The sequence below is a fragment of the Streptomyces sp. NPDC006733 genome (assembly GCF_040636125.1).
Lineage (GTDB): Bacteria > Actinomycetota > Actinomycetes > Streptomycetales > Streptomycetaceae > Actinacidiphila.
In genome coordinates this window covers 1-21,635 of the sequence record NZ_JBEYJD010000026.1, presented here as the reverse complement: position 1 = coordinate 21,635, position 21,635 = coordinate 1, and the positions used below count along the sequence as shown (strand labels likewise).

The 21,635-nt window shown below is 73.3% G+C and carries 20 protein-coding genes; 16 read left to right on the top strand and 4 right to left on the bottom strand.

Going from position 1 to position 21,635, the window contains the following annotated elements; genetic code table 11:
* Window positions 1-61: 61 nt before the first annotated feature.
* The 4 genes from ABZ721_RS22980 (at window position 62) to ABZ721_RS22965 (ending at window position 6,618) form a co-directional block, all read left to right on the top strand.
* Window positions 62-2,416, top strand: a complete 2,355-nt coding sequence (locus tag ABZ721_RS22980; RefSeq protein ID WP_358790541.1) for a chitobiase/beta-hexosaminidase C-terminal domain-containing protein — start codon at window positions 62-64, stop codon at window positions 2,414-2,416.
* 231 nt (window positions 2,417-2,647) lie between these two features.
* The gene (locus ABZ721_RS22975; protein WP_358790540.1) at window positions 2,648-4,042 is read left to right on the top strand and encodes a hypothetical protein; all 1,395 of its coding nucleotides are present in this window, start codon (window positions 2,648-2,650) and stop codon (window positions 4,040-4,042) included.
* Between the two features lie 69 nt (window positions 4,043-4,111).
* Complete coding sequence (locus ABZ721_RS22970; RefSeq protein WP_358790539.1) at window positions 4,112-5,374, top strand: MoxR family ATPase; 1,263 nt, start codon at window positions 4,112-4,114, stop codon at window positions 5,372-5,374.
* On the top strand, window positions 5,371-6,618 hold the full coding sequence (locus ABZ721_RS22965) for a VWA-like domain-containing protein (protein WP_358790538.1): 1,248 nt from the start codon (window positions 5,371-5,373) through the stop codon (window positions 6,616-6,618). The genes ABZ721_RS22970 and ABZ721_RS22965 overlap by 4 nt, the downstream gene beginning before the upstream one ends.
* A gap of 16 nt (window positions 6,619-6,634) precedes the next feature.
* Here the strand turns inward: ABZ721_RS22965 and ABZ721_RS22960 are convergent, their stop codons facing one another.
* The 3 genes from ABZ721_RS22960 to ABZ721_RS22950 all read right to left on the bottom strand — a co-directional run bounded on the left by ABZ721_RS22960 (window position 6,635) and on the right by ABZ721_RS22950 (window position 10,488).
* Complete coding sequence (locus ABZ721_RS22960) at window positions 6,635-7,324, bottom strand: ribonuclease H (RefSeq protein ID WP_358790537.1); 690 nt, start codon at window positions 7,322-7,324, stop codon at window positions 6,635-6,637.
* A gap of 78 nt (window positions 7,325-7,402) precedes the next feature.
* Entirely contained in the window at window positions 7,403-9,790 is a 2,388-nt protein-coding gene (locus tag ABZ721_RS22955; RefSeq protein WP_358790536.1) for an FtsX-like permease family protein, read from the bottom strand.
* Window positions 9,787-10,488, bottom strand: a complete 702-nt coding sequence (locus tag ABZ721_RS22950; RefSeq protein ID WP_358790535.1) for an ABC transporter ATP-binding protein — start codon at window positions 10,486-10,488, stop codon at window positions 9,787-9,789. The genes ABZ721_RS22955 and ABZ721_RS22950 overlap by 4 nt, the downstream gene beginning before the upstream one ends.
* Window positions 10,489-10,727: 239 nt before the next feature.
* On the opposite strand from ABZ721_RS22950, the gene ABZ721_RS22945 reads away from it, so the two are divergent.
* The 10 genes from ABZ721_RS22945 to ABZ721_RS22900 all read left to right on the top strand — a co-directional run bounded on the left by ABZ721_RS22945 (window position 10,728) and on the right by ABZ721_RS22900 (window position 19,269).
* Complete coding sequence (locus tag ABZ721_RS22945) at window positions 10,728-12,053, top strand: histidine kinase (RefSeq protein WP_358790534.1); 1,326 nt, start codon at window positions 10,728-10,730, stop codon at window positions 12,051-12,053.
* Complete coding sequence (locus ABZ721_RS22940) at window positions 12,050-12,727, top strand: response regulator transcription factor (RefSeq protein WP_358790533.1); 678 nt, start codon at window positions 12,050-12,052, stop codon at window positions 12,725-12,727. Before ABZ721_RS22945 ends, ABZ721_RS22940 begins: the two co-directional genes overlap by 4 nt.
* 532 nt (window positions 12,728-13,259) lie before the next feature.
* On the top strand, window positions 13,260-13,493 hold the full coding sequence (locus ABZ721_RS22935) for a hypothetical protein (protein ID WP_358790532.1): 234 nt from the start codon (window positions 13,260-13,262) through the stop codon (window positions 13,491-13,493).
* Between the two features lie 341 nt (window positions 13,494-13,834).
* Window positions 13,835-14,863 (top strand): serine/threonine-protein kinase, encoded by a 1,029-nt coding sequence (locus tag ABZ721_RS22930; protein WP_358790531.1) that lies wholly within the window; start codon window positions 13,835-13,837, stop codon window positions 14,861-14,863.
* Window positions 14,850-15,305, top strand: coding sequence for a hypothetical protein (locus ABZ721_RS22925; protein ID WP_358790530.1), 456 nt, complete (start codon window positions 14,850-14,852; stop codon window positions 15,303-15,305). Before ABZ721_RS22930 ends, ABZ721_RS22925 begins: the two co-directional genes overlap by 14 nt.
* A 33-nt stretch (window positions 15,306-15,338) precedes the next feature.
* Window positions 15,339-16,067, top strand: coding sequence for a hypothetical protein (locus tag ABZ721_RS22920; protein ID WP_358790529.1), 729 nt, complete (start codon window positions 15,339-15,341; stop codon window positions 16,065-16,067).
* A gap of 10 nt (window positions 16,068-16,077) precedes the next feature.
* On the top strand, window positions 16,078-16,848 hold the full coding sequence (locus tag ABZ721_RS22915) for a hypothetical protein (RefSeq protein WP_358790528.1): 771 nt from the start codon (window positions 16,078-16,080) through the stop codon (window positions 16,846-16,848).
* Window positions 16,849-16,892: 44 nt separating this feature from the next.
* Window positions 16,893-17,702 (top strand): PP2C family serine/threonine-protein phosphatase, encoded by an 810-nt coding sequence (locus ABZ721_RS22910; RefSeq protein WP_358790527.1) that lies wholly within the window; start codon window positions 16,893-16,895, stop codon window positions 17,700-17,702.
* Window positions 17,699-18,850: a hypothetical protein gene (locus ABZ721_RS22905; RefSeq protein WP_358790526.1), complete on the top strand. Its 1,152-nt coding sequence runs from the start codon at window positions 17,699-17,701 to the stop codon at window positions 18,848-18,850. Before ABZ721_RS22910 ends, ABZ721_RS22905 begins: the two co-directional genes overlap by 4 nt.
* A gap of 89 nt (window positions 18,851-18,939) precedes the next feature.
* The gene (locus ABZ721_RS22900; RefSeq protein WP_358790525.1) at window positions 18,940-19,269 is read left to right on the top strand and encodes a thioredoxin domain-containing protein; all 330 of its coding nucleotides are present in this window, start codon (window positions 18,940-18,942) and stop codon (window positions 19,267-19,269) included.
* Window positions 19,270-19,332: 63 nt separating this feature from the next.
* Here the strand turns inward: ABZ721_RS22900 and ABZ721_RS22895 are convergent, their stop codons facing one another.
* On the bottom strand, window positions 19,333-20,415 hold the full coding sequence (locus ABZ721_RS22895) for a hypothetical protein (RefSeq protein ID WP_358790524.1): 1,083 nt from the start codon (window positions 20,413-20,415) through the stop codon (window positions 19,333-19,335).
* 328 nt (window positions 20,416-20,743) lie between these two features.
* Between ABZ721_RS22895 and ABZ721_RS22890 the strand changes: the two genes are divergently transcribed.
* Window positions 20,744-21,121 (top strand): luciferase family protein, encoded by a 378-nt coding sequence (locus ABZ721_RS22890; protein ID WP_358790523.1) that lies wholly within the window; start codon window positions 20,744-20,746, stop codon window positions 21,119-21,121.
* Between the two features lie 161 nt (window positions 21,122-21,282).
* Window positions 21,283-21,635, top strand: a 353-nt coding sequence (locus tag ABZ721_RS22885; protein WP_358790522.1) for a rodlin, incomplete at its 3' end; no start/stop codon positions are given.

Here is a 21,635-nt window from a genome sequence, read left to right as displayed (position 1 = left end):
CCTTTCTTCCACGCCGACTCGGTGTTCACTTCACGAATCCAGGCGAAAGGACCCCCCACCCATGCGCAGTACCGCCCCCTCCGGCTCCATGCGTCCTCCCCCACGCCTGCACCACCGCACCGTCGCCCTGCTGAGCGTGCTCGTGCTCGCCCTGACCGGGCTGCTCGGACTCAGCCGGCTCACCGGGCCCGCCTCGGCCGCCGCCGCCGACTACACCCAGAGCGTCACGCAACTGAGCGCGACCCAGGCCCAGATATCCTTCACGCCGACCACGAGCGCGCTCTACGTCGACGTGCACTACACGGTGGGCGGCGCCGGCCAGCAGAACTTCCGTATTGCCAACAACGCCGGCACCTGGACCAAGACCGTCGACTCCCTCAGCAACGGCTCGCTCCTGGACTACTGGTTCACCTACGAGAAGAGCGGACCGCAATACGACACCCCGCACTTCACGTACACCCAGGGCGGGGGCGGCACCGGCACGGTGGCCACGCCCACCTTCAACCCGGCGGGCGGCAACTACACGTCGGCCCAGAGCGTGACGATCGCGGACGCGACCGCGGGTGCGAGCATCCACTACACCCGGGACGGCTCCACCCCCACCGCCTCGTCCCCCCTGTACAGCGCGCCGATCAGCGTGACGGCGACGACCACCGTCAAGGCCGTCGCGGTGAAGTCGGGCCTGGGCGACTCCGCCGTGGCGAGCGCGACGTACACGATCGGTGCCTCCGCCGGCTGCCCCACGCAGTCGGACACGCCGAACTTCGGCCCGAACGTGCACATCTACGACCCGAGCATGTCCAGCGCCACCATCCAGGCGCAGCTGGACGCGCAGTTCGAGCAGATGAAGGACACCAACACCGCGCAGTTCAGCTCGAACCGCGTGGCGCAGCTGTTCAAACCGGGCACCTACAACGTCAACGACAACGTCGGCTTCTACACCTCGGTGGCCGGCCTCGGGCAGAACCCCGGCGACGTGACGATCAACGGTCACGTCACCGTGGACGCCTTCAACGCCTCCGACGCCGGCAACGCGACGCAGAACTTCTGGCGGTCGGCCGAGAACCTGGCGATCAACCCGGTCGGCGGCAACCGCTGGGCCGTGGCCCAGGCGGCCCCGTTCCGCCGGATCGACGTCCGCGGCGACCTGCAGCTGTACCCGGCCAGCTACGGCTGGGCCAGCGGTGGCTACATCGCCGACACCAAGGTCAGCGGCCAGACCGCGTCCATCTCGCAGCAGCAGTGGTACACCCGCGACAGCAACCTGGGCAGCTGGTCCGGCGGCGTGTGGAACATGGTCTTCTCCGGCACCACCGGCGCCCCGGCCAACACCTTCCCCAACCCGCCCGAGACCACGCTGGCCACCACCCCCGTCTCCCGTGACGTGCCCTACCTGTACGTCGACGGCGCCGGCAAGTACCGGGTGTTCCTCCCGTCGCTGCGGACCAACGCCTCGGGCGCGAGCTGGGCGAACGGCAGCACCCCGGGCACCTCGCAGCCGATGAGCCAGTTCTACGTGGTCAAGGCCGGCGACACCGCCGCGACCATCAACAACGCGCTCGCCCAGGGCTGCAACCTGTTCGTCACGCCCGGCGTCTACCACCTGAACCAGACGCTCAACATCAACCGGGCCAACACCGTCGTGCTCGGCATCGGCTACCCGACCTTCGTCCCGGACAACGGCGTCAACGCGATCCAGGTCGCCGACGTGGACGGAGTCCGTCTCAAGGGCCTGCTGATCGACGCCGGGACCACCAACTCGGCGGCGCTGGTGACCGTCGGACCGGCCGGCTCGTCGGCCGGCCACGCGGGCAACCCGACCACCATCCAGGACGTGTTCTTCCGGATCGGCGGGCAGATCGCCGGCAAGGCGACCACCAGCCTGATCGTCAACAGCAACAACACGATCATCGACCACATCTGGGCCTGGCGGGCCGACCACGGCACCGCGGGGACGGTCGGCTGGACGATCAACACCGCGGACACCGGTGTGATCGTCAACGGTGCCGACGTCCTGGCGACCGGCCTGTTCGTCGAGCACTACCAGAAGCACGAGGTCATCTGGAACGGCCAGAACGGCAAGACCATCTTCTTCCAGAACGAGATGCCGTACGACGTGCCGAACCAGGCCGCGTGGAAGAGCTCGGCGAGCGTCAACGGGTACGCCGCCTACAAGGTCGGGGCGGGCGTCACCACCCATGAGGCGTGGGGACTCGGCAGCTACTGCTACTTCAACGTCAACCCGGCGGTGAACAGCTACCACGCGTTCGAGGTGCCCAACACCCCGGGCGTGCGGTTCCACAACATCCTGACCGTCTCGCTCGGCGGCAACGGCACCATCACCCACGTCATCAACGACACCGGGGCGGTGACCCCGGCGGGCACCGCGCCCAGCAACGTCGTCTCCTACCCGTGACCGCACGGCGGTGACCTGACCGGCACACCGGCCTCGGGGCCCTTCGCATCCGGCGAGCGGCCCCGACGCCGCGTCCGCGCGGACCCGACCGGACCGCACCGGACCTGACCGCAACAGAACGGAACGGAACGTAAACCGCTGGCAGATCGCGCGCGGGGGAGCTACGATCGCCGCGATGACCACTCAGTGTGTACAGAGATTGGGGGTCCCCACCGCGCAAGGTGAGTGCTGATGCTCACTCAGTTCGCGAACGGGGACACCCGCCTTTCCTTCTGGCGGCGCGTACGGGAGTACGCCGTACCGCCCTCCATGATCCAGACCGCTACCGCCCGCCGCCGTGCCGGTGACTGGGCAGGGGCCTGCGCCGCCGCGGGCGTCGACGTCGACTTCCGGCTGCGTTCGCTGGCGCGGTCGCACGGCCCCGACCTCGCGGCCCGCGTCCGGTCCGATCTCCGCCATCTCGTGCCCGAACTGCTGCGCTGGCACATGCCCCGCATCGCCCCCAACGGGCTGCTGCGTCCGGGCCTGACCATCGCGCTGGCCCGGTACGACGACCCGGAGCGCGGCGGGGCGAGACCGGTGCACCTGGTGGCCCGCACACCGCCCGCCTGGGCGGACGCCGGCCAGCGCATCAGCCTCGCGCTGTGGGACGGATCCCCCGCGGCGGCCGGCACCGGCCGCCATCCGCACCCCCACCCCGACCGCCGGTTCCGCCTGGACCTGCACCGCCACCTGTGGGACGCGCGCAGGACCGACGAGCTGCGGCGACGATCCGGGGCCGAACACAACCCTCCGGACGCCGGGTTGCTCGGGGCAGAGGTGCTGCGGACGGTTCCGGGGCTCCCCTGCGCCGCCGACCGGTGGGCGGCCGAGGCAGGGATCCTGCTGCACGCCGACGGGCTGCCCGCCGGCCCGGTCGCCGTACGCTTCGGCGCCCGCCACCGACTGGTCCTGGACCCGGTCGCGGGCGGGAGCGGCACGGGGCCGCCGGCCCTGCGGATCACCACGGCCCCGCGCGGCGGCGGCGCCGCGCTGCCCGTGCTGCCCGACGCGGCGGCCTGGGTGCCACCCGACCTGGAGCTGCTCCGCACCGGTTCGATCGAGGCCGACCGGCTGCATCCGCTGGTCGCCTCGGCGCTCGTGCCGGATCGCCCGCCGCGCGAGCCCTCCCCCGCCCCGCACCGGCCGGGACAGCCGCGCCTTGTGGAGTGCCGGGGGGCTCAGCACCGGATCGCCCTGGTCGACGGGGTGCTGGCCCCGTTGGACCACGCCCCGGACGAGATCCGGCGCGAGGAGCTGCTGGTCGCGCTGACCGGCACCCCGCTGCCGTGTCTGCGCGCCATCGACGAGGCGCACCGGCGACCCGACTGCCTGAGCGGCGTCCGTGAACGTCTGGACCACGGTGACACCGCCGGGGCGCTGGCCGTCGTCGAGGGTCTGCTGGGACCCGACGCGCTGCTGCGCGCCGGGGCGCTGCGCGACGAGCTGGAGACGGCCGCGCAGCGGCGGATCACCTACGGGCTGTACCGGTCGGGACTGATCGGAGCCGGACCCGACCGCGTCCCCCCGACGAGCCCGCGCCGCCGCGCCGACCGCTCCCGCCCGTCCCACCCGCTGTTCTGCTGAGTTCTGCTGACCCGGGGCCTTCCTCCCGGCATCCCGCTCGACCACCCTCGAACCCACAGGTGATCCCTCATGTCCTCATGCACCCTGCCCACGCCCACCGACGCCGCCTGCGAGCCCGTCCCCACCGCACAACTCGACGTCGCCGGCGCATTGCTGGCGCTGCTGCGCGACACGGACACCGAACCGCGCCCCGACACCCAGCTGGAGGCCCTGACGCTCGCCGTCGCCGCCGACCTGCCCGTCCTGCTGTGGGGTGAGCCCGGCATCGGCAAGACCGCGGCCCTCACGCAGCTGGCGTCGGCCCTGGACCTTCCGCTGACCACGGTGATCGCCAGCGTGCACGAGCCGTCCGACTTCTCCGGCCTGCCGATCGTCGGGGACGATCCCGCCGAGCAGGGCGTGCCGATGGCGCCGCCGGAGTGGGCCGTGCGGCTGGTGCGCGCGGGCCGGGGGCTGCTGTTCCTGGACGAACTGTCCACCGCTCCCCCGGCCGTGCAGGCCGCCCTGCTCCGCCTCGTGCTCGAACGGCGGATCGGCTCCCTGCAACTGCCGCCCGGGGTCCGGATCGTGGCCGCCGCCAATCCGCGCTCCTCGGCCGCCGACGGCTGGGAACTGAGCCCGCCGCTGGCCAACCGCTTCGTGCACCTGCAGTGGACCCACGACCACGACGTCGTGGTCCGCGGCCTCGCCGGGACCTGGCCGCGGGCGACGCTGCCCCTGCTCGATCCGCGGAAGCTGCCGGAGGCCGTGCACTTCGCCCGCCGCGCGGTGTGCGGGCTGCTCTCCGCCCGGCCCGCCCTCGCGCACCGGCTGCCCACCGGCGAGGCCCGTCGGGGCGGCGCCTGGCCGTCCCCGCGCAGCTGGGAGATGGCGCTGTGCCTCATCGCCTTCGCGACCGCGGCCGGCTCCTCCAGGGAGGTGCTCTCCCTGCTGGTCAGGGGCACCGTGGGGGACGGCCCCGGGCTGGAGCTGCTGGCGAGCCTGGACCGGATGGACCTGCCGGACCCGGAGACGCTGCTCGCCGATCCGGCGGCCGCCGTGCTGCCCGAGCGGGGCGATCTGCGCCAGGCGGTGCTCGACGGGGTGGTGGACGCCGTCCGCAAGCGCCTGGAGAAGCCCCGCTGGGACGCGGCGTGGGCACTCCTGGTGAAGGCGGTGGAGACCGGAGCGCCGGACCTGGTGGTGGTGCCGGCGACCACCCTGGCGAGTCTGCGCCACGCGGACTGGGACGTCCCGCCGTCGATCGAGGGGCTCGCCGGCGTCGTGACCCTGTCCCGGCGGGCGGACGAGGCCGCGGCCCGGGCGGCGGCCGGCGCGGAGGCGGGCCGATGACCCCCGACGCCACGGAGTCGCTGGACGTCGGCAAGCTGTTCGCGGCCCGGCTGCAGGCCGCCCGGGCGCGGCCCTATCTGGCGACCGCCCTGTTCGCCCTGCACACCGTCGCGTCGCGGCGGGTGCCGACCATGGGCGTCGACCGGTACTGGCGGTGCTACGTCTCGCCGGGATTCGTCGACCGGACGCCGGTGGAGGAGCTGGCCGGAGTGTGGGTGCACGAGGTGTCGCACCTGCTGCGCGACCACCACGGGCGCAGCGACCGGATCGCGCGGGAGCTGGGACTGAGCGGTCCGGGGGAACAGCTGCGGATGAACATCGCCGCGGACTGCGAGATCAACGACGACATCTACGGTGAGGGACTGGCCCGGCCGCGGGGGGCCGTCGACCCGCGGTCCCTGCGGCTGCCCGCCGGGCAGCTCATGGAGGAGTACCTGCGGCAGTTCAGCCTCACGCCGTACACCCATGACGCGGCCTGGCTGGACTGCGGCAGCGGCGCCGACGGGCGCGACCGGGAGTGGGACCTGGGGCCGGACGGCGCCGACGGCCTCAGCGAGCAGGAACGCGACGCGGTCCGGTTCCGGGTCGCGCAGGGCATCACCGGCCGCCCGGGCAGCGCCCCGGCGGGGTGGAAGCGGTGGGCCGAGGAGGCCTTCCATCCGCCGCTGCCCTGGCGGGAGTTGCTGGGCGCGGCGGTCCGCTCGGCGGCCACCGGCTCCGGCGCGGGCGAGGACTACAGCTACGGCCGGCCCTCCCGGCGCTCGGCCGGGGTACCGGGGGCCGTGCTGCCGAGTCTGCGCCGGCGCCCGCCGCGGGTCTCGGTGATCGTCGACACGTCCGGGTCGGTCAGTGACGCGGAGCTGGGCAGCGCGCTCCTGGAGGTCGCCGCGATCTCCCACGCCGTGGGCGGCCGTCGCGACCTGGTCACCGTGGTGCCGTGCGACGCGGCGGCCCGCATCGTGCACCCGCTGTGCCAGGGCGAGGGGATCCCGCTGCTGGGCGGCGGCGGGACGGATCTGCGCACCGGCTTCGCGAAGGCGCTCCGGGCGCAGTACCGTCCGGACGTCATCGTGGTGCTGACCGACGGCCAGACGCCCTGGCCGAGCGTCCGGCCGCCCTGCCGGACCGTGGTGGGGCTCTTCCCCCGCGGGCGGGCGGCCTCGTGGGACGAGGACGATCCCGACTACGTGCCGGACGTGCCGCCGGAGTGGGCACGCGTGGTGACGATCGGGTCCCCCGCCTGACGTGCGCGGCGGGCGCTCAGCCCCTGGCGGCCGCCTCGGCGCACGCGGCGTGGCCCCAGCCGCCCGCCACCTTGGCGATCAGCTCGCCCTTGGCGTAGGAGCCGGAGCAGTGGCACCGTCCGGGGAACTTCGCCTGGATGGTGCCGGACGTGCCCTTGCCGGTCCGCGCCTTCGACGCCGCGGCCTTGCGGGCCGGGCGGGCGCCCTCGGCGGACCGGACGGGGTCCGGGACCGGCAGTTCGGCGCCCGTGCCGCTGCTCGCCTGCTGGCTGACGGCGGCGTCGCTCGCGGCCTTGTCGGCGATCGCGTTGAGCGGGTCGCCGTTCACCTGGTGCGCGGGAACGTACACGAACTCGACGTCGCGGCCGGTCAGCAGGGCGTCGATGCGCTGGATGAGCTCCCGGTTCGCCACCGGCTTCCCGGCGGCGGTCTTCCAGCCGTTCTTCTTCCACGCGACCAGCCACTTGGTGGCGGCGTCGCGGGTGTACGTGGAGTCCAGCCGGACCTCCAGCGACACCGCCGGGTCCGTCGCGGTCAGGAGCTGCTCCAGGGCCGTCAGCTCGCCGACGTTGTTCGTCGAGTGTCCCAGCGGTCCCGCCTGCCAGCGCTGCGGCCGGCCCTCGGCGTCCGCGACCACGAAGGCCCACGCCGCCGGGCCCGGGTTTCCCTTGGCGGCTCCGTCACATGCTGCGATAACGCGTTCCATACCCTGATGATGTCAGGTGCCCGGCCGCCCGCGGACCCCGTGCTCCGCGGACGGCCGTCCCGCCCGGTCCAGCGGCGGCTACTCGGTGCGCAGCGCGGTCGCGGTGCGCGTCCCGGCGGCCCAGCCGGCGGGCAGCAGGGCCCCCGCGGTCGCGATGACCAGTCCGCCCAGCAGCAGCGGGACCAGCACCGGCAGGTGGTAGACGGCGAGGTCCGCCGCCGGAAACCGCGTGCCGGCGGCGTCGCCCATCACGGGCAGCACGTAGCCGTGCAGGGCGATGCCGGCCGGGACGCCGACCAGTCCGGCGACCAGGCCGATGCCGGCGACCGAGGTGAGGACCATCGCGATCGTCTGCCGCGGGGACATGCCCAGGGCCTTGAACACCCCGAAGTCGTGGACGCGTTCGCGGGTGTCGAGCACGACGGTGTTGAGCACGCCCAGCCCCGCCACCGCGACCAGCATCAAGGTGAGCAGGGCCGCCAGCGTGTCCATCGCGATCACCGTGCTGCTCGTCTGCGGGGAGTTGACCTCGGCGCCGATGCCGAGCGGGGCCAGGACGGTGTTGAGCGACGTCCGGTAGCTCTGCGGGTCGGTGCCGGGTGTGAGGTCGACGCTGAACTGGACCGACTCCGGGTCGATGACGGCGGCCAGACCGGCCAGGGACGCGCTGTCGGTCAGGATGGTCATGCCCTCGTCGTGCAGGTCGAGGGCCTCGCCGACGATCCGCACCGGGGCGCTGCGGCCCTCGTTGGTCAGGGTGATGGTGTCCCCGACCCGGGTCCCGGTGGCGTCGAGGAAGCCGGAGGGCACGACCGCCTCGCCGCGGCCGGTGAACCAGGACCCCTTGATCATGCGGTAGGAGCCCCAGGACGAGTCGCCCCGGAACGCGATCACGTTCGTCCGGCCGGCGAGCCCCGCGACGGCGACCTTGGTCTGGGCGGTGCTGAAGTAGCGCCGGGTCCCCGGCTGCGCGCCGACCTTCGCGGCGATCACGGCGGCGTCGACCGGGGCCGGGGGTCCGGGCGCCGGCGGCCCACCCGGGCCGGCCTCCACGGGCGGCCCGCCGATGGACCGGACCAGGACGGCACCGGCCGTCCGGCGGTCGAGGCCGCTCTGGATGCCGTTGAGCGACAGCGCCAGGCCGACGCCGAAGGTGACGCCGACCGTACCGAAGATCACGGCGGCGGCCATGGTGCCCGACCGCCCGGGGCGGGCGAAGGGGTTGGCCAGGCCGAGGCTGACCGGGCGCGGCAGCGGCAGCCGGCCCAGCAGGTGCCGGACGGCGCGCCCGCGCCCGGCCCGCGGCGACCGGCCGACGGCGAGCGCCTCGACCGTGCGCAGCCGCCCGGCGCGCAGCGCCGGTGCCAGCGCGGTGGCGACGACCGCGGCGAGCGCGGCGGCGGGCACGGCGACGTCGATCCACGGGGCGACCGTCATCTTCCCGGTGCCGTAGGCGGTGCCCTCGATCGCCATGACCGGGACCGCCAGCAGGTTGCCGAGGACGACACCCAGCCCGGCGCCCACCGCCGCGGGGATCAGTGCCTGGCCGACGTAGGCGCGCACGACCTGCCCCGGGGTGAAGCCCAGCGACTTCAGGATACCGATGCGCCGGGTGGCGGCGCCCACCGCGCCGCTCACCACGATGCCGATGATCAGGACCGACATGAAGAGCCCGAGCACCCCGAAGGCGACCACGAAGGGCACGAACGTCGCCGCCGTCCGCTCCGCGGCCAGCTTGATCGTCAGGTACGACACCACGCCGGTCATCGCCCCCGGGGGCACCGCGGCCGTGACCGCGGCACGGTCGGCGCCGATCTGGGCGTCCGTCGCGGCCTTCGAGAAGCGGTAGAGCATCTGGTACTCGGACCGGGCGCCGAGCGCGGTCAGTTGCGCGAGCTGGGCCGGCGACACCCACGCCCCTGCGCTGTCACCGACCGAGGTGGCCAGGCCGACGACGGTCAGCGTCGGACTGCCCGGCAGGTCGGGGAAGGTCACCTGGGCGCCCACCCCGAACGGCGCGTCCATCGCGCGCAGCACGGCCTCCCCCGGCGCGGTGGCCCAGCGGCCGTCGACCACGTCCAGGGCGTCGACCGCCCCGCCGGCCTGCGCGCGCCCGACGACCGCCAACTGCGGCAGCTGGACGTCCGAGCGCCCCCCGGAGAGTTTCGTGCTGACGAGCGGGCGCAGTTGGACCACGGAGTACGGGCCGGCTGCGGCCGTCACCCCGGCGGCGTGCGCGGTGCCGGCGAGCTGCGCGGGGGTCACCTTCGCCGTGTCGAACCCGGCGGTCAGGTGCGCGCCCCGCTGCCGCGCGAAGGCGTGGTCGAACGGTGCCGACGACGCGACGACGAGCCCGGCCGCCAGCACCGACGCGGTCACCGCCATCATCGTGGTCAGCGTCATCACCAGGCTCTGCACCCGGCGCCGTCCGACGCCGGCGCGCACCACCTTGCCCAGCGCGCTCATCGCACGGCCTCCGCGCCGCTGCTGCTGCGGTCGAGGGCGACGTGCCCGTCGACGAGGTGGATCGTGCGGCTCGCGCACGACTCGGCGAGGTCCAGGTCGTGGGTGACCAGCACGATGGTCTGCCCGCCCCGGTGCAGGTCGACCAGCAGTTCCCGCACGTCGCGCCCGGACGCCATGTCCAGCGCGCCCGTCGGCTCGTCGGCGAGCAGCAGGGCCGGGCGGTTGATCAGCGCCCGCGCCACCGCGACGCGCTGGCGTTCACCCCCGGACAGCCGGCCCGGGTAGGTCCGGGCGTGCCGCTCGATGCCCAGCGTCTGCAGCAGTTCGTGCGCGCGGTGCGCCGCCTTGCTACGAACGGTTCCGGCCAGTTGGGCGGGGAGCACGATGTTGTCGAGGACGGTGAGGTCGTCCAGGAGGTTGAAGAACTGGAACACCATGCCGATCCGCTCGCGGCGGAAGCGGGCCAGCCCGCCCTCCCCCAGGTCGTCCAGGCGCGTGCCGCCGACGGTCACGGTGCCCTCGGTCGGCTTGTCCAGCCCGGCCACCAGGTTCAGCAGCGTGGACTTGCCGCTGCCCGACGGCCCGGTGACGGCGACCGCCTCGCCCTCCTCGACGGTGAGCGTCAGCGGGCCCAGCGCGGGCCCGTCCGCGTTGTCGTAGCGTTTGACGGCGCCCCGCAGTTCGATCACATTCCCCATGGGGAGGTCGGTCCTTCCGGTCGCGGCGGCCGCGTCCCGGAGACGCTCCCCGGGCGGCCCGCCGGCAGCACCGAAGCTAGGTGCGCCCGCCGCCGCGGCGCGTCGGCCGGTGCGCCGACATCCGGTCGCCCGCGAGGAGGACCCGGCCGCGGCGTCATCCTCGCGATGTACTCCGCCCGGCAGCGACCCTGATCGCTCAGACCGATGTGCGGCGCGCGGGCGGCGCCGACAATGTGCTGGTGGAAACGGACGAACGACCCGGATGGCGCCGGCAGGTGCGGGACGCGCTGCGCCCGGACGGCCGGACCCCCCGGCTGTCCCGGCGGGCGGTCGTCACCGACGCCGTGCTCGCACTGGTCCTCACCGCGATCGTGCTGATCGCGGTGGCCCGGCTGCACGTCGACGCCGGCCTGCCGGTTCGGCCCCTGCCGCCCTGGGAGCCCTGCCCCGTGACCGAACCCGCCCCGCCCGACTGGCCGCTCCCGCCCGGTCTCCCCTCCGGGCAGGGCGAGTTCTCCCCGGCGATCCAGGCCTACGTCCTCGGGGCGCTGACCGCGCTGCCGCTGGCGGCGCGCCGGCGCTTTCCGCTCGCCGTCTTCTGGGTGGTGATGTGCGCGACGCTGGCCGCTCCCGACTACACGACCACGATCACCCCGCTGGTGTGCTTCGCGGCCGCCTGCAGCGCCCTCGTGCACAGCCGCAACCTGACCTCCACGACGGGCAGCTTCGCGCTCGCCGCCGTGCTGGCCGCCACCGTCAACTGGAACACCGAGCCGGAACTGCCGTTCTGGTCGGGCCGGCTGTTCGTCCTGCTGGTCGTCGCGCTGATCGCGAGCATGGTCCGCTACTGGCAACTGCGGCTCAAGGACACCCAACTGCGCTTCGCCGAACTGCAGGCGGCCCAGGAGCGGGCGATGCGCGCGGCCATCGACGAGGAGCGCGCCCGGATCGCCCGGGAACTGCACGACGTGGTGACGCACAACGTCAGCGTGATGGTGATCCAGGCCGGTGCGGCCCGCAAGGTCATGGACGCCTCTCCCGAGCAGTCGAAGGAGGCCCTGCTCGCGGTGGAGGCGAGCGGCCGGGCCGCGATGGGCGAACTGCGCCACGTCATGGGCCTCATCGCGGCCTCGGGCACCGGGAACTCCACCGCCACCGGGGAGGCCCTCGAACCGCAGCCGGGCCTCGACCGGTTGGACGACCTCGTGCGGCGGGTCCGCGCCGCCGGGCTGCCGGTGACCGTCGCCCTGTCGCCCCCGCCGGAGCCGCTGCCGCCGGGGGTGGACCTGACCGCCTACCGCGTCGTGCAGGAGGCGCTGACCAACACCATGAAGCACGCCTCGGGTTCGACGGCGACCGTCACCATAGGCCACGCCGAAGGGTGGCTGGAGATCCAGGTCACGGACACCGGCGGGGCGCGGGGGACGTACGCGCAGAGCGGTGAGGGCCGCGGGCTGATCGGCCTGCGCGAACGGCTGGCCGTCTATGGCGGAACCCTGGTGGCAGGACGCAGAATCGGCGGCGGATACAAGATCGAGGCCCGAGTCCCGTGGAGAGCCGTATGAGCCAGCCGCCCCTGCGTGCCGTCATCGCCGACGACCAGGCGCTGGTGCGCACCGGCTTCCGGATGATCCTCGCCGCCGACGGCATCGACGTGGTGGCCGAGGCCGCCCATGGTGCCGAGGCCGTGGCGGCCGTCCGGCGCACCCGCCCGGACGTCGTGCTGATGGACATCCGGATGCCGCAGATGGACGGTCTCGAGGCCACCCGGCAGATCATGGGCGACGGTGCGGCGGAGACCCGCATCCTCATCCTGACCACGTACGACCTCGACCACTACGTCTACGCCGCGCTCACCGCGGGCGCCAGCGGCTTCCTGCTCAAGGACGTCTCTCCCGAGCACCTGGTCGCCTCGGTCCGCCTGGTGCGGTCCGGCGACGCGCTGCTCGCACCGGTGATCACCCGCCGGCTGATCGAGCGCTTCGCCCACCGTGACGAGGCCAGGTCCGCGGTCCACCGCGACCTGTCCGGCCTGACACCGCGCGAGCTGGAAGTGCTGCGGCTGCTCGCGACCGGTCTGAGCAACGCCGAGCTGGCGGACCGGCTGACCCTCAGCGCGACGACGGTCAAGACCCACGTCGCGCGCATCCTGTCCAAACTCGGGCTGCGCGACCGGGTCCAGGCCGTCGTGCTCGCTTACGAGACCGGACTGATCTCCCCGGGCGCGGCCTCCTCGTGACAGGACGCGGGAGCGGGCGGACGTCCGCTCCCGCGGTGCTGCATGTGGTGGAGGTCCCGCACGTCCTGAGGAGGAGGACGGCACGGCCGAACTCCGCTGCAACAGAGCCCGGCGATTCCCCTGTTGACGAGTGGCAACGGCCGGGGTCAGCCACAGAACAACCGCTATCGGCCTTCGGCACCGGATCGGACGCCTTACACGGCGCGGATCCGGTGGACCCCGATTCAGCGCGGTCTCATCAACAATGTCAGCAGATAATTTCGCTTCACGCAAGCCCTTAGGCGCGGGGAGAGAATTGCCCATCGACCAGCGCGACCAGGGCCGTTGACGGTTCGATCTTCACAGTGCCTTCCTGAATGGCCGAAAAGGCCTCCCGCCTGTCCGACGATCTGCGCAATTTCGCGATATCCGGTGGACGGCCCTTTCCCCGACGCTCCATTCTTCTGACAGGCCCCCGGGACGAAAGGCTGCAACCTTCTGTCCGCTGTTTTCGGGCCGACGAGTGGCAACGAGCCAGGGAGGTACCCGCCCAGTGCCCACACGCAGGCACACTGACCAACAGAGCTGCGAACACCGTCACCAGCCCCGCCACGGCATCCGGCTGCGAGGAGCGCTCGTCCTGCTCCTCGCCGTCGCCATCCTCGGCGCCGAGCTGGCACCCCGCGTCCACATCGACATCGTCTGCCCGGCGCCGACCCTGCCCGCCCTGATCGCCGCCGAACTGATCCGCCGGTTCGTCGGCGCATTCCTCACCAAGGACCCGTGAGCGCGAGAAGACGTCCGACAGCGCCGGCCGGGACGCTCCCCGGCCGGCGCCGCGGCGCTCCCGGGCCCTTTCCGGTCGATCCCACGATTCCCCTGAGGTTCGTGCGAACCGTGGGACGTCCGGGGCGGAGGAGAAGCGGAGGGAATGGTCACGTGTTCGACCGGAGGGGACCGTCGCCGCCACCGAACGCGAATGCCGTTTCGAACACCGCGAGATCCTGAGAATATCCGACTGTTCCCATAACTTCCGGATGGATTTTGCGGGACACTCTGAGCAACCACGACGGCGGGGCGCGGACCGCCCGTGGCGAGCCAGGGACGTATGCCGTGACAGGGGGCGGAGTGCGGACTCCGATCAGTGATCCGCTCATGGTGGGCCCGTACCGCATCGTCGGTCGGCTCGCCTCCGGCGGCATGGGGTGGGTGTACCTCGGCAGGTCGGCGAGCGGCCGGGCACTGGCCGTGAAGGTGGTGCGCCCCGAGTTCGCCTCCGACGGCGACTTCCGCCTCCGTTTCGCCCGCGAGGTCGAGGCCGCGCGGGCGGTCAGCGGCGCCTTCACCGCGCCCGTCGTCGACGCCGACACCCGGGGCGACCCGCCCTGGCTAGCCACCATGTACGTCCCCGGCCCCTCGCTCGCCGAGGCGGTGCGGGCGGACGGGCCGCTGCCCGAAGCGGCGGTCCGGCTGATGGCCGCCGGCCTGATCGAGGCGTTGCAGGCGATCCACCGTGTGGGCGTCGTGCACCGCGACCTCAAGCCCGCCAACGTGCTGCTCGCCGAGGACGGGCCTCGGGTCATCGACTTCGGGATCTCGCTGTTCGGCGCCGCCGCGAACACCATCACCCAGGTCGGAACGGTGATGGGCACGCCGCCGTTCATGTCGCCCGAGCAGTTCCGGGGCGAGGTGGCGCAGCAGGCCAGCGACGTGTTCTCCCTCGGGGCGGTGCTCGCCTTCGCCGCGACCGGGATCGCGCCGTTCGGCTCGGGCGTCGGCGTGATGTACCGGATCACCCATGAGCCGCCCGCGCTGGACGGGGTCCCCCAGGGGCTGCGCCCCGTGCTGGAACGCTGCCTCGCCAAGCGCCCGCAGGACCGGCCTGAGCTGGCCGCGCTGCTGGACGAGGTGCTGCCGCGCGAGCCCGAACCGCAACCGCCGGATCCCGATCCCGAACCGACCGCCGTCACCTCGTGGCCGCCGCCGGCCGTCGCCGAGGGCATCAGGGTGCGCACCGACGACCTCAACGCCCGCAACCACAGCCGGGGATCGGTGCTGTCCGTACCGTCCTGCCTGCTGCTGCACGCCCAGACCCTCCTCGACGCCGGGCTGACCGACCGCATGGTGGCAGAGGCGGTGGGCCGTGGCGGACTCTGAGGCCACGCCCACCGGAGAGATGGAGCTCGCGGCGAGCTGGCGTCCGCTGGTGCGCGCCTGGGCGGAGCGCAGCCACTACCGGTCGGCGGAGGACGACGCCGCGATCTCGCTGGAGTTCGACCTGGCGGGATCGGACCAGCCGGTGACCGTGCGGTTCATGGCGACCAGGGACCTGCTGGTGGCGTTCATGACGGACGGCCACATCCTCAAGCCCGACCAACTGGCGCTGGCCGCGGCCGCGTCCAACGCCTGGAACACCGAGCAGCTGACCCCCATGCTCTCGGTCTGGGACGTCCGCGGTCCGGGCCCGTGCCTCGCCGGCGTGTGCACCCTCCCGCTCACCTGCCGGATGACACACCTGCAGTTCGGCCTGCTGGCCACGAAGTGGGCGGAGCACGCACGGCAGATGTTCACCCGGTGCCACCGCGTCTTCGAACTGTGAGTCCGCGAGAAGAAGGAGCAGGGGGAGCCTGACGTGCCATCCGAACCGGCGCAGCGCGGTCGTCCGATCGCCCTGGTCCTCGCAGCGGTGCTGCTGCTCGGCCTGCCGGCCGCCGTGCCGGCGGCAGCCGACCCGCCGCCACCGCCGACCTGCGCGACGGCCGACCCGAAGGCGAACTGCCCGACCACGAACCCGACCTGTGTGACGCCGACCGCCGGGGGGATCAAACCCGGGAAGACGGCCCCGGCCGGACAGCAGCCCACGGTCAAGCCGACCACCGGCAAACCGGCTACCGGTACCAGCACCTGCCCCGGGGAGCAGCCGTCCGGAGGTGCCGGCACCGACTGGGCGCTCTTCGGCTCCATCGCCGCACTCCTGCTGCTGCTCCTGGTCCTGCTCGCGCTGGCCGTCCGCCGGTCGGGCCCCGGCCGCCACACCGCCCACGTCCGGCCGCACCGGCACGACGCCGAGCCGGCGGCGGCCCGCACCCCCACCGTGCCCGCCCACCTGCCGGGGGCGCGCCGCGCCCCGCGGCCGGAGCGGCTGCGCCCGGCCACGGTCGCCACCGACCTCCACCCGCAGGGCTACGTCGAGGTCGACGGGGGCCTCTTCCGCGCGGTGTGGTCCGAGCCCTCGCAGCCCCCGCCGGGGGCGGGCGACCCCGTCGACGTGGGCCGCCCCGACTCCCGGGACGGGGCCCACGACCCGCACGTCCTTCTCGCCTTCCCGGCCGACATCCGACGGAGAGACCATGCGCGATAACACCCACCCCATGACCGTGCGCGTGAACCAGCAGGCCAGCACCCTGCCGTACCAGTACGCCGACATCGAGATCGAGAACAACGCGCAGCGCCTGCCGCTGGTGCTGTGCCTGGACACCTCGCACTCGATGCTGGGCGCGCCCATCGCGTCCCTCAACGAGGCCCTGCGCGACTGGACCCGGGAGCTGCACGACGACGTCAGCCTCAGCTACAGCGTCGAGGTCGCCGTGCTGACCTTCGGCGACGCCGGGGTGAGCGCGTGGCAGGGCCCCAACCTGCTGCCGTACAACAGCCCGGTCAGCCCCTTCGTCCCCGCGCACCTGTTCCAGCCCCCGGTGCTGCGCGCGGCCGGCGTCACGTTGATGGCCGAGGCGCTGGAGCTGTCGATGCAGATCGTGGCCGCCCGCAAGGCCGAGCTGCGCCAGCTCGGGCTGCAGTTCTACCGTCCGCAGATCTGCCTGGTCACCGACGGCCTGCCGACGGACACGACCGGGCACCCCACCGACGCCTGGCGGCGCGTCGTGCCGGTGCTCACCGAGGAGCAGCGCGCGCGGCGGTTCCGGCTCTACGCGATCGGTGTCGGCGGCATCACCGACCGCGGCGAGGAGGTCCTGCGGGCCTTCGCCCCGACGTTCAACGCCCGCCTCCAGGGATTCCCGTTCCGCGAGCTGCTGCAGATGATGTCGGCCAGCGCCAACGCCGAGCAGCGCGGCGCGGGGGACGAGGTCTTCGAGAAGATCTTCAGCCAGTTCAAGACCCAGCGGCCCGCCTGGGAATCCTGATCCGACGGGAGCGACAGGACCCGACAGGCACCGGGAGACGACACATGGACGATGACAGCAGCGGCGGCCCCGGAGCGCAGTGGCGGGTCCGCGGCGTCAGCGTCGAGGGCTACCGCCACCGGCGTACCGGCACCCCGTGCCAGGACGCCTGGCTGTACACGGTCTCCGGACCGCCGGAGGCCTCGGTGACGGTACTGGCGGTCGCCGACGGAGCCGGCAGCCGCACCCGCTCCGACGAGGGCTCCGCGCTCGCGGTCCGACTGGCCGCGGAGTGCTTCACCCGCCGCGCCGCCGAACTGCCCTCGACCGCCTCCGACGTGCGCGCGGCACTGCGCGAGGCGTTCGTGGACGTGCGCGAGGAGTTCCTGCGGCGCACCGGCGACGAGTCCAACGACTTCGCCACCACGCTCACGGTCGCGGTGCTCGCCCCGCGCTGGATCGGCTACCTCAGCGTCGGCGACGGCTTCGTCGTGCTCAGGGCCGGGACCGTGGACGGCGTGCGCCAGTTCCACCTGCTGCCCCAGCCGGCCGCGGCCAGCGAGTACAGCAACGAGACCGTGTTCCTCACCTCGGCGGAGGCGGAGCGCTCGGTGCGCACGGCCTGCGTGCGCGACCCCGACGTCGACGGGGTGCTGCTGTCGACGGACGGACTCGCCCAGATCGCCCTGACGTGGGTGGACGGGCAGCCGCAGCAGCCCCGCGCGTCCTTCGTCGCGGCGATGCTGCGGACGCTGGACTTCCCCGGCGCGGACCCCGACGAGGACGACGAGGCGCTGGCCGAGCTCCTGCGCTCGGACAAGCTCACCGCGGTCAACGCCGACGACAAGACCCTGCTGAGGGCGGTGCGCCCATGACCGGGCAGACGATCCTGCTGAACGGTGTGCCGGTTCAGTTGTCCGAGCAGCCGCTCAAGAGCGGCGGCGAGGCGGCCGTGTACACCGTCGTCGGCAACGACGGCATCGTCGTCAAGCTCTACCGGGACGCCCCCGGACCCGAGCAGGAACGGCGCCTGGCCCGGATGCTGACGATGACGCCGCTGGGCGGCCGGCCCACCGACCGCGCCCAGCCGCCCGAGCTGGCCTGGCCGACGGCCCCGGCCCGCAGCCCCGGCGGGGCCTTCGTCGGCTACGCCATGAACCGGTTCGGTGAGCCGGAGCACATCCGCCTGGTCGGGCTGTTCACCCGTGCGCAGCGGCTGCGGCTCTTTCCCGAGCGGGTCGACTGGCGCTTCCTGTTGGGCGTCAGCTGGAACCTGGCCTTCATGACCGCCCGGATGCACCACGAGGGCCTGGTCGTCGGGGACTTCTCCAGCAACAACGTCGTCGTGGACGCGAACGGCTTCGTCACCTTCCTGGACTGCGACTCCATCGCCTTCACCGACCCCGGCTCCCAGGAGTACTTCCCCTGCCTGATGCAGACCGCCGACTACTGCGCCCCCGAACGGCAGAAGGGCGGGCCCGCCACCCCGGCCAGCGACGACTTCGCCCTCGCGGTGCTCGTCTACCAGCTGCTGACCGTCGGCAACCACCCCTTCGGCGGGGTGCCGCACGACAGCGACTCGCAGTCGACGGTCAAGGACAACATCGCCGCCAGCTCCTCCTACGTGGTCCATCCGGACCGGATCATCGTCCCGCGCGGCGTCATCGACCCCGCCGTGCTGCCGCCCACGCTGCTGGCGCTCGCCCGCTCCGCCTTCGGCCCCGGTGTGACGAACCCGCAGGCCCGCCCCTCCGCGGAGGACTGGCTGCGGGCGCTGGACCACGAGCGCGGACGCGTGCAGACCTGCCCCGCCCGGCCGCGCCACACCTACAGCTCGCACCTGCCGTTCTGCCCCTGGTGCGAGCGCGCGAGCCGTACCGGCCAGGACGACTTCAACGTCGTCCTGCCGCCGCCTCCCCCGCCGCCGGTCGAGCCGGAGACGTCGCACGCCCTGCGCAACGCCATCATCGTCGTGGCGGCGCTCATCGTGCTGCTGGTCGTGCTGCAGGTGGTGGTCCACTGAGGCCGTGATCTGATGTGACGCGGCAGGGGGTCCCGCGGGAGCGGGCCCGGACGGTCGCTGCCGCGCTGATCACGACGCAGGGAGAGCCGATGGCAAGCCGGGTCCACCAACCGATGGAGGACGGGGAGTTCGACTTCATCCTCGCCCGGTCCGACGGGCCGGTGCTCGCGTACTTCTGGGGGATCTGGTCCGAGCCGTGCAAGGCGCTGGACCCCGCCGTGCGCGAGATCGCCGGCGCGTACGGGGACCGCGTCACCACGGTGCGCACCGACATCACCCGCTGTCCCGCGGCCACCCGGCGCTACGGCGTGACCGGCGCGCCGACCTTCCTCCTGCTCGTCGAGGGAGAGGTGACGGCGACCGCGGCGGGCCCGATGAGCCGGGAGCAGCTCGAGGCGTTCCTGGACGCGCACCTGTGAGCGGCCGGGCACGGCCCGTCCGCCCGGGAGCGCGCGGCGCGACCGGGCGGACGTGGCGTCCGGCTACTGGCGGCGCTTGCGCCGGGTCGCCGCTACGAAGACACCGCCGGCGACGAGGCTGACGGCCGCGGCGATCTCGAGGCCGAGTTCGTTGCCGCCCAGACCCGTCTCGGCGAGCCCGCCCGTGGTGTTCCCGGTGCTGCCACCGGTCGTCCCGCCGTGCGTGCCCCCCGTCGTCCCGCCGCTCGTACCGCCGCTCGTACCGCCGGTGGTTCCGCCCGTGGACGTGGTGCCGCCGGTCGTGCCGCCGTGGGTGCCGCCCGTGGTCCCGCCGTGCGTACCGCCGGTGGTCCCGCCCGTGGACGTGGTGCCGCCGGTGGTCCCGCCGTAGGTACCGCCGGTCGTGCCGCCGGTGGACGTGGTGCCGCCGGTCGTGCCCCCGTGCGTACCGCCGGTCGTGCCGCCGTGCGTTCCGCCGGTGGTCCCGCCGTGGGATCCGCCCGTGGTCCCGCCGTGGGTCCCGCCGGTCGTGCCCCCGTGCGTACCGCCGGTGGTCCCGCCGTGCGTTCCCCCGGTCGTGCCGCCGTGCGTACCGCCGGAGGTGCCGCCCGTCGACGTGCTGCCCCCGGTCGTGCCGCCGTAGGACCCGCCGCCCGACGACCCGCCCGTGTCGCTGCCGCCGGTGGACGAGGACCCGCCGGTGGACGACGAACCGCCGTGCGTTCCGCCGGTGGTGCCGCCGTGCGAGCCGCCGCCCGTGGTGCTGCCGTAGCCGCCGGTCGTCGAGCCGCCGTGGCCGCCGGAGGAGCCGCCGGTGGTGCTGCCGTAGCCGCCCGAGCCGGAGCCCCCGGTGCCGCCGCCGGATCCGCTGCCGTAGCCGCCCTTGCCGGGCTCGTCCTGGTGGCTGTCAGGTGCGTGGCCGGCCGAACCGCACGGGCCGCGGCCGCAGTCCTTCCAGATGCTCCAGTCGCTCCACTGCCTCCAGTCGGACCAGTCGGTCTCGCCGTTGCCGAGGTGAGGGCGCGTGGTGGTGCCGTGCCGGGCGGAACCGGAGTCGGTGACCAGGGGTACGGCGATGGCCACGGTGGGGGCCATCACCACCGCGGCCGTGAGACCCAGGAAGAGGGCGCTTCGAATCTTCTGCATGCCAGACCTTTGCTGTCGTGCCGTATGGGCTTCGGCGCGGGACGGCGCATCGATACGGGCCGTCGAGCGGGCAACCTTCCACCGGCAGACACACGCGGACCGTCCGCGGGGCAAGGCGCACCCGCATGCAGGCACATTTCACCCGGACAGGTCAGCCCTCGTGACACTGGACGGAACCCCGGGGCTGTCCGCCCCGGCGCCGCCGTGGCCAGAATTCCGAACTCGTCGCGCGGCTCTGACCAGTGACGACGCGTCCACCGGCGGGCGGGCGGCCGGATGTCGCTCCCGACCCCTGTGCGGGGAGCGGAATCTGCGCCAGGCTGGCCCCATGAACTCTGCCAGACATGCCAGGGAACGGCTGATGAGCTGGCCTGGACTCACCGGTGGCCGGGCCAGTTGCGGCAGCGAGTACTGCGTGCGCACAGGCGTCCAGGAGATTGTCCACTTCCACGGCGAGCAGGAAGCCGACGTGCACCTGTCCCGCACCATGGTCGCCCGCATGCTGCCGGCCCTGAGCGAGTCCACCGCCCTGCGGACCCGCGACGGCTCCGGCTGGGTGACCGTCCGGCTCGACTGCGGTACCGACATCGATCTGCTCATCACGCTGGTCAGCGCCGCACTCCAGGCCGGCCCCGCCGTCGCCGAGGAGGACTCCGCAGGCCTCGCCGCGGACCTGTGCACGCATCAACGCCAATACGCCGCCTGACGCCTCCACCAGTACCCCTGGGCCCCCGGGACGCGAATCTCCGCGTCCCGGGGGCCCTTTCGTCTGCCGCCGAACGGGTGAAGCCCCATAACCAAATCGGCGCGGGCCCGTTGATCAGGCAGACCCGGTACCAGGTCAATTTCGTACAAAAAGGATTTGTCATGATGAAGAAGTTCCTCGCCACCGCAGCCGTCGCGGTGTCCGCTCTCGGCGTCTCCGCCGCGGTGGCCTCGCCGGCCATGGCGATCGGCGACTCGGGCGGCGCCAGCACCACCAACGGCAACGGGTCCGAGCAGTCGTACGGCAACACCTACACGAGCGGCTACATGAGCCCCTCGTTCGGCCTCGTCCAGGGCTCGCTCAACAAGCCCTGCATCGGCCTCCCGGCCAAGGCGAACGTCGGCTCCCTCGTCGGCCTCGTGCCGATCACGGTCCAGGACATCAACGTCCTGTCCTCGCCGCAGAACCAGCAGTGCACCGAGAACTCGTCGCAGATCAAGGGCGACGAGCCGCT

Bases quoted from the DNA above. Each gene is read 5' to 3' on its own strand.
- ABZ721_RS22980 (WP_358790541.1), top strand. From the start codon at position 62: ATGCGCAGTACCGCCCCCTCCGGCTCCATGCGTCCTCCCCCACGCCTG.
- ABZ721_RS22975 (WP_358790540.1), top strand. From the start codon at position 2,648: ATGCTCACTCAGTTCGCGAACGGGGACACCCGCCTTTCCTTCTGGCGG.
- ABZ721_RS22970 (WP_358790539.1), top strand. From the start codon at position 4,112: ATGTCCTCATGCACCCTGCCCACGCCCACCGACGCCGCCTGCGAGCCC.
- ABZ721_RS22965 (WP_358790538.1), top strand. From the start codon at position 5,371: ATGACCCCCGACGCCACGGAGTCGCTGGACGTCGGCAAGCTGTTCGCG.
- ABZ721_RS22960 (WP_358790537.1), bottom strand. From the start codon at position 7,324: ATGGAACGCGTTATCGCAGCATGTGACGGAGCCGCCAAGGGAAACCCG.
- ABZ721_RS22955 (WP_358790536.1), bottom strand. From the start codon at position 9,790: ATGAGCGCGCTGGGCAAGGTGGTGCGCGCCGGCGTCGGACGGCGCCGG.
- ABZ721_RS22950 (WP_358790535.1), bottom strand. From the start codon at position 10,488: ATGGGGAATGTGATCGAACTGCGGGGCGCCGTCAAACGCTACGACAAC.
- ABZ721_RS22940 (WP_358790533.1), top strand. From the start codon at position 12,050: ATGAGCCAGCCGCCCCTGCGTGCCGTCATCGCCGACGACCAGGCGCTG.
- ABZ721_RS22915 (WP_358790528.1), top strand. From the start codon at position 16,078: ATGACCGTGCGCGTGAACCAGCAGGCCAGCACCCTGCCGTACCAGTAC.
- ABZ721_RS22910 (WP_358790527.1), top strand. From the start codon at position 16,893: ATGGACGATGACAGCAGCGGCGGCCCCGGAGCGCAGTGGCGGGTCCGC.
- ABZ721_RS22905 (WP_358790526.1), top strand. From the start codon at position 17,699: ATGACCGGGCAGACGATCCTGCTGAACGGTGTGCCGGTTCAGTTGTCC.
- ABZ721_RS22900 (WP_358790525.1), top strand. From the start codon at position 18,940: ATGGCAAGCCGGGTCCACCAACCGATGGAGGACGGGGAGTTCGACTTC.
- ABZ721_RS22895 (WP_358790524.1), bottom strand. From the start codon at position 20,415: ATGCAGAAGATTCGAAGCGCCCTCTTCCTGGGTCTCACGGCCGCGGTG.
- ABZ721_RS22890 (WP_358790523.1), top strand. From the start codon at position 20,744: ATGAACTCTGCCAGACATGCCAGGGAACGGCTGATGAGCTGGCCTGGA.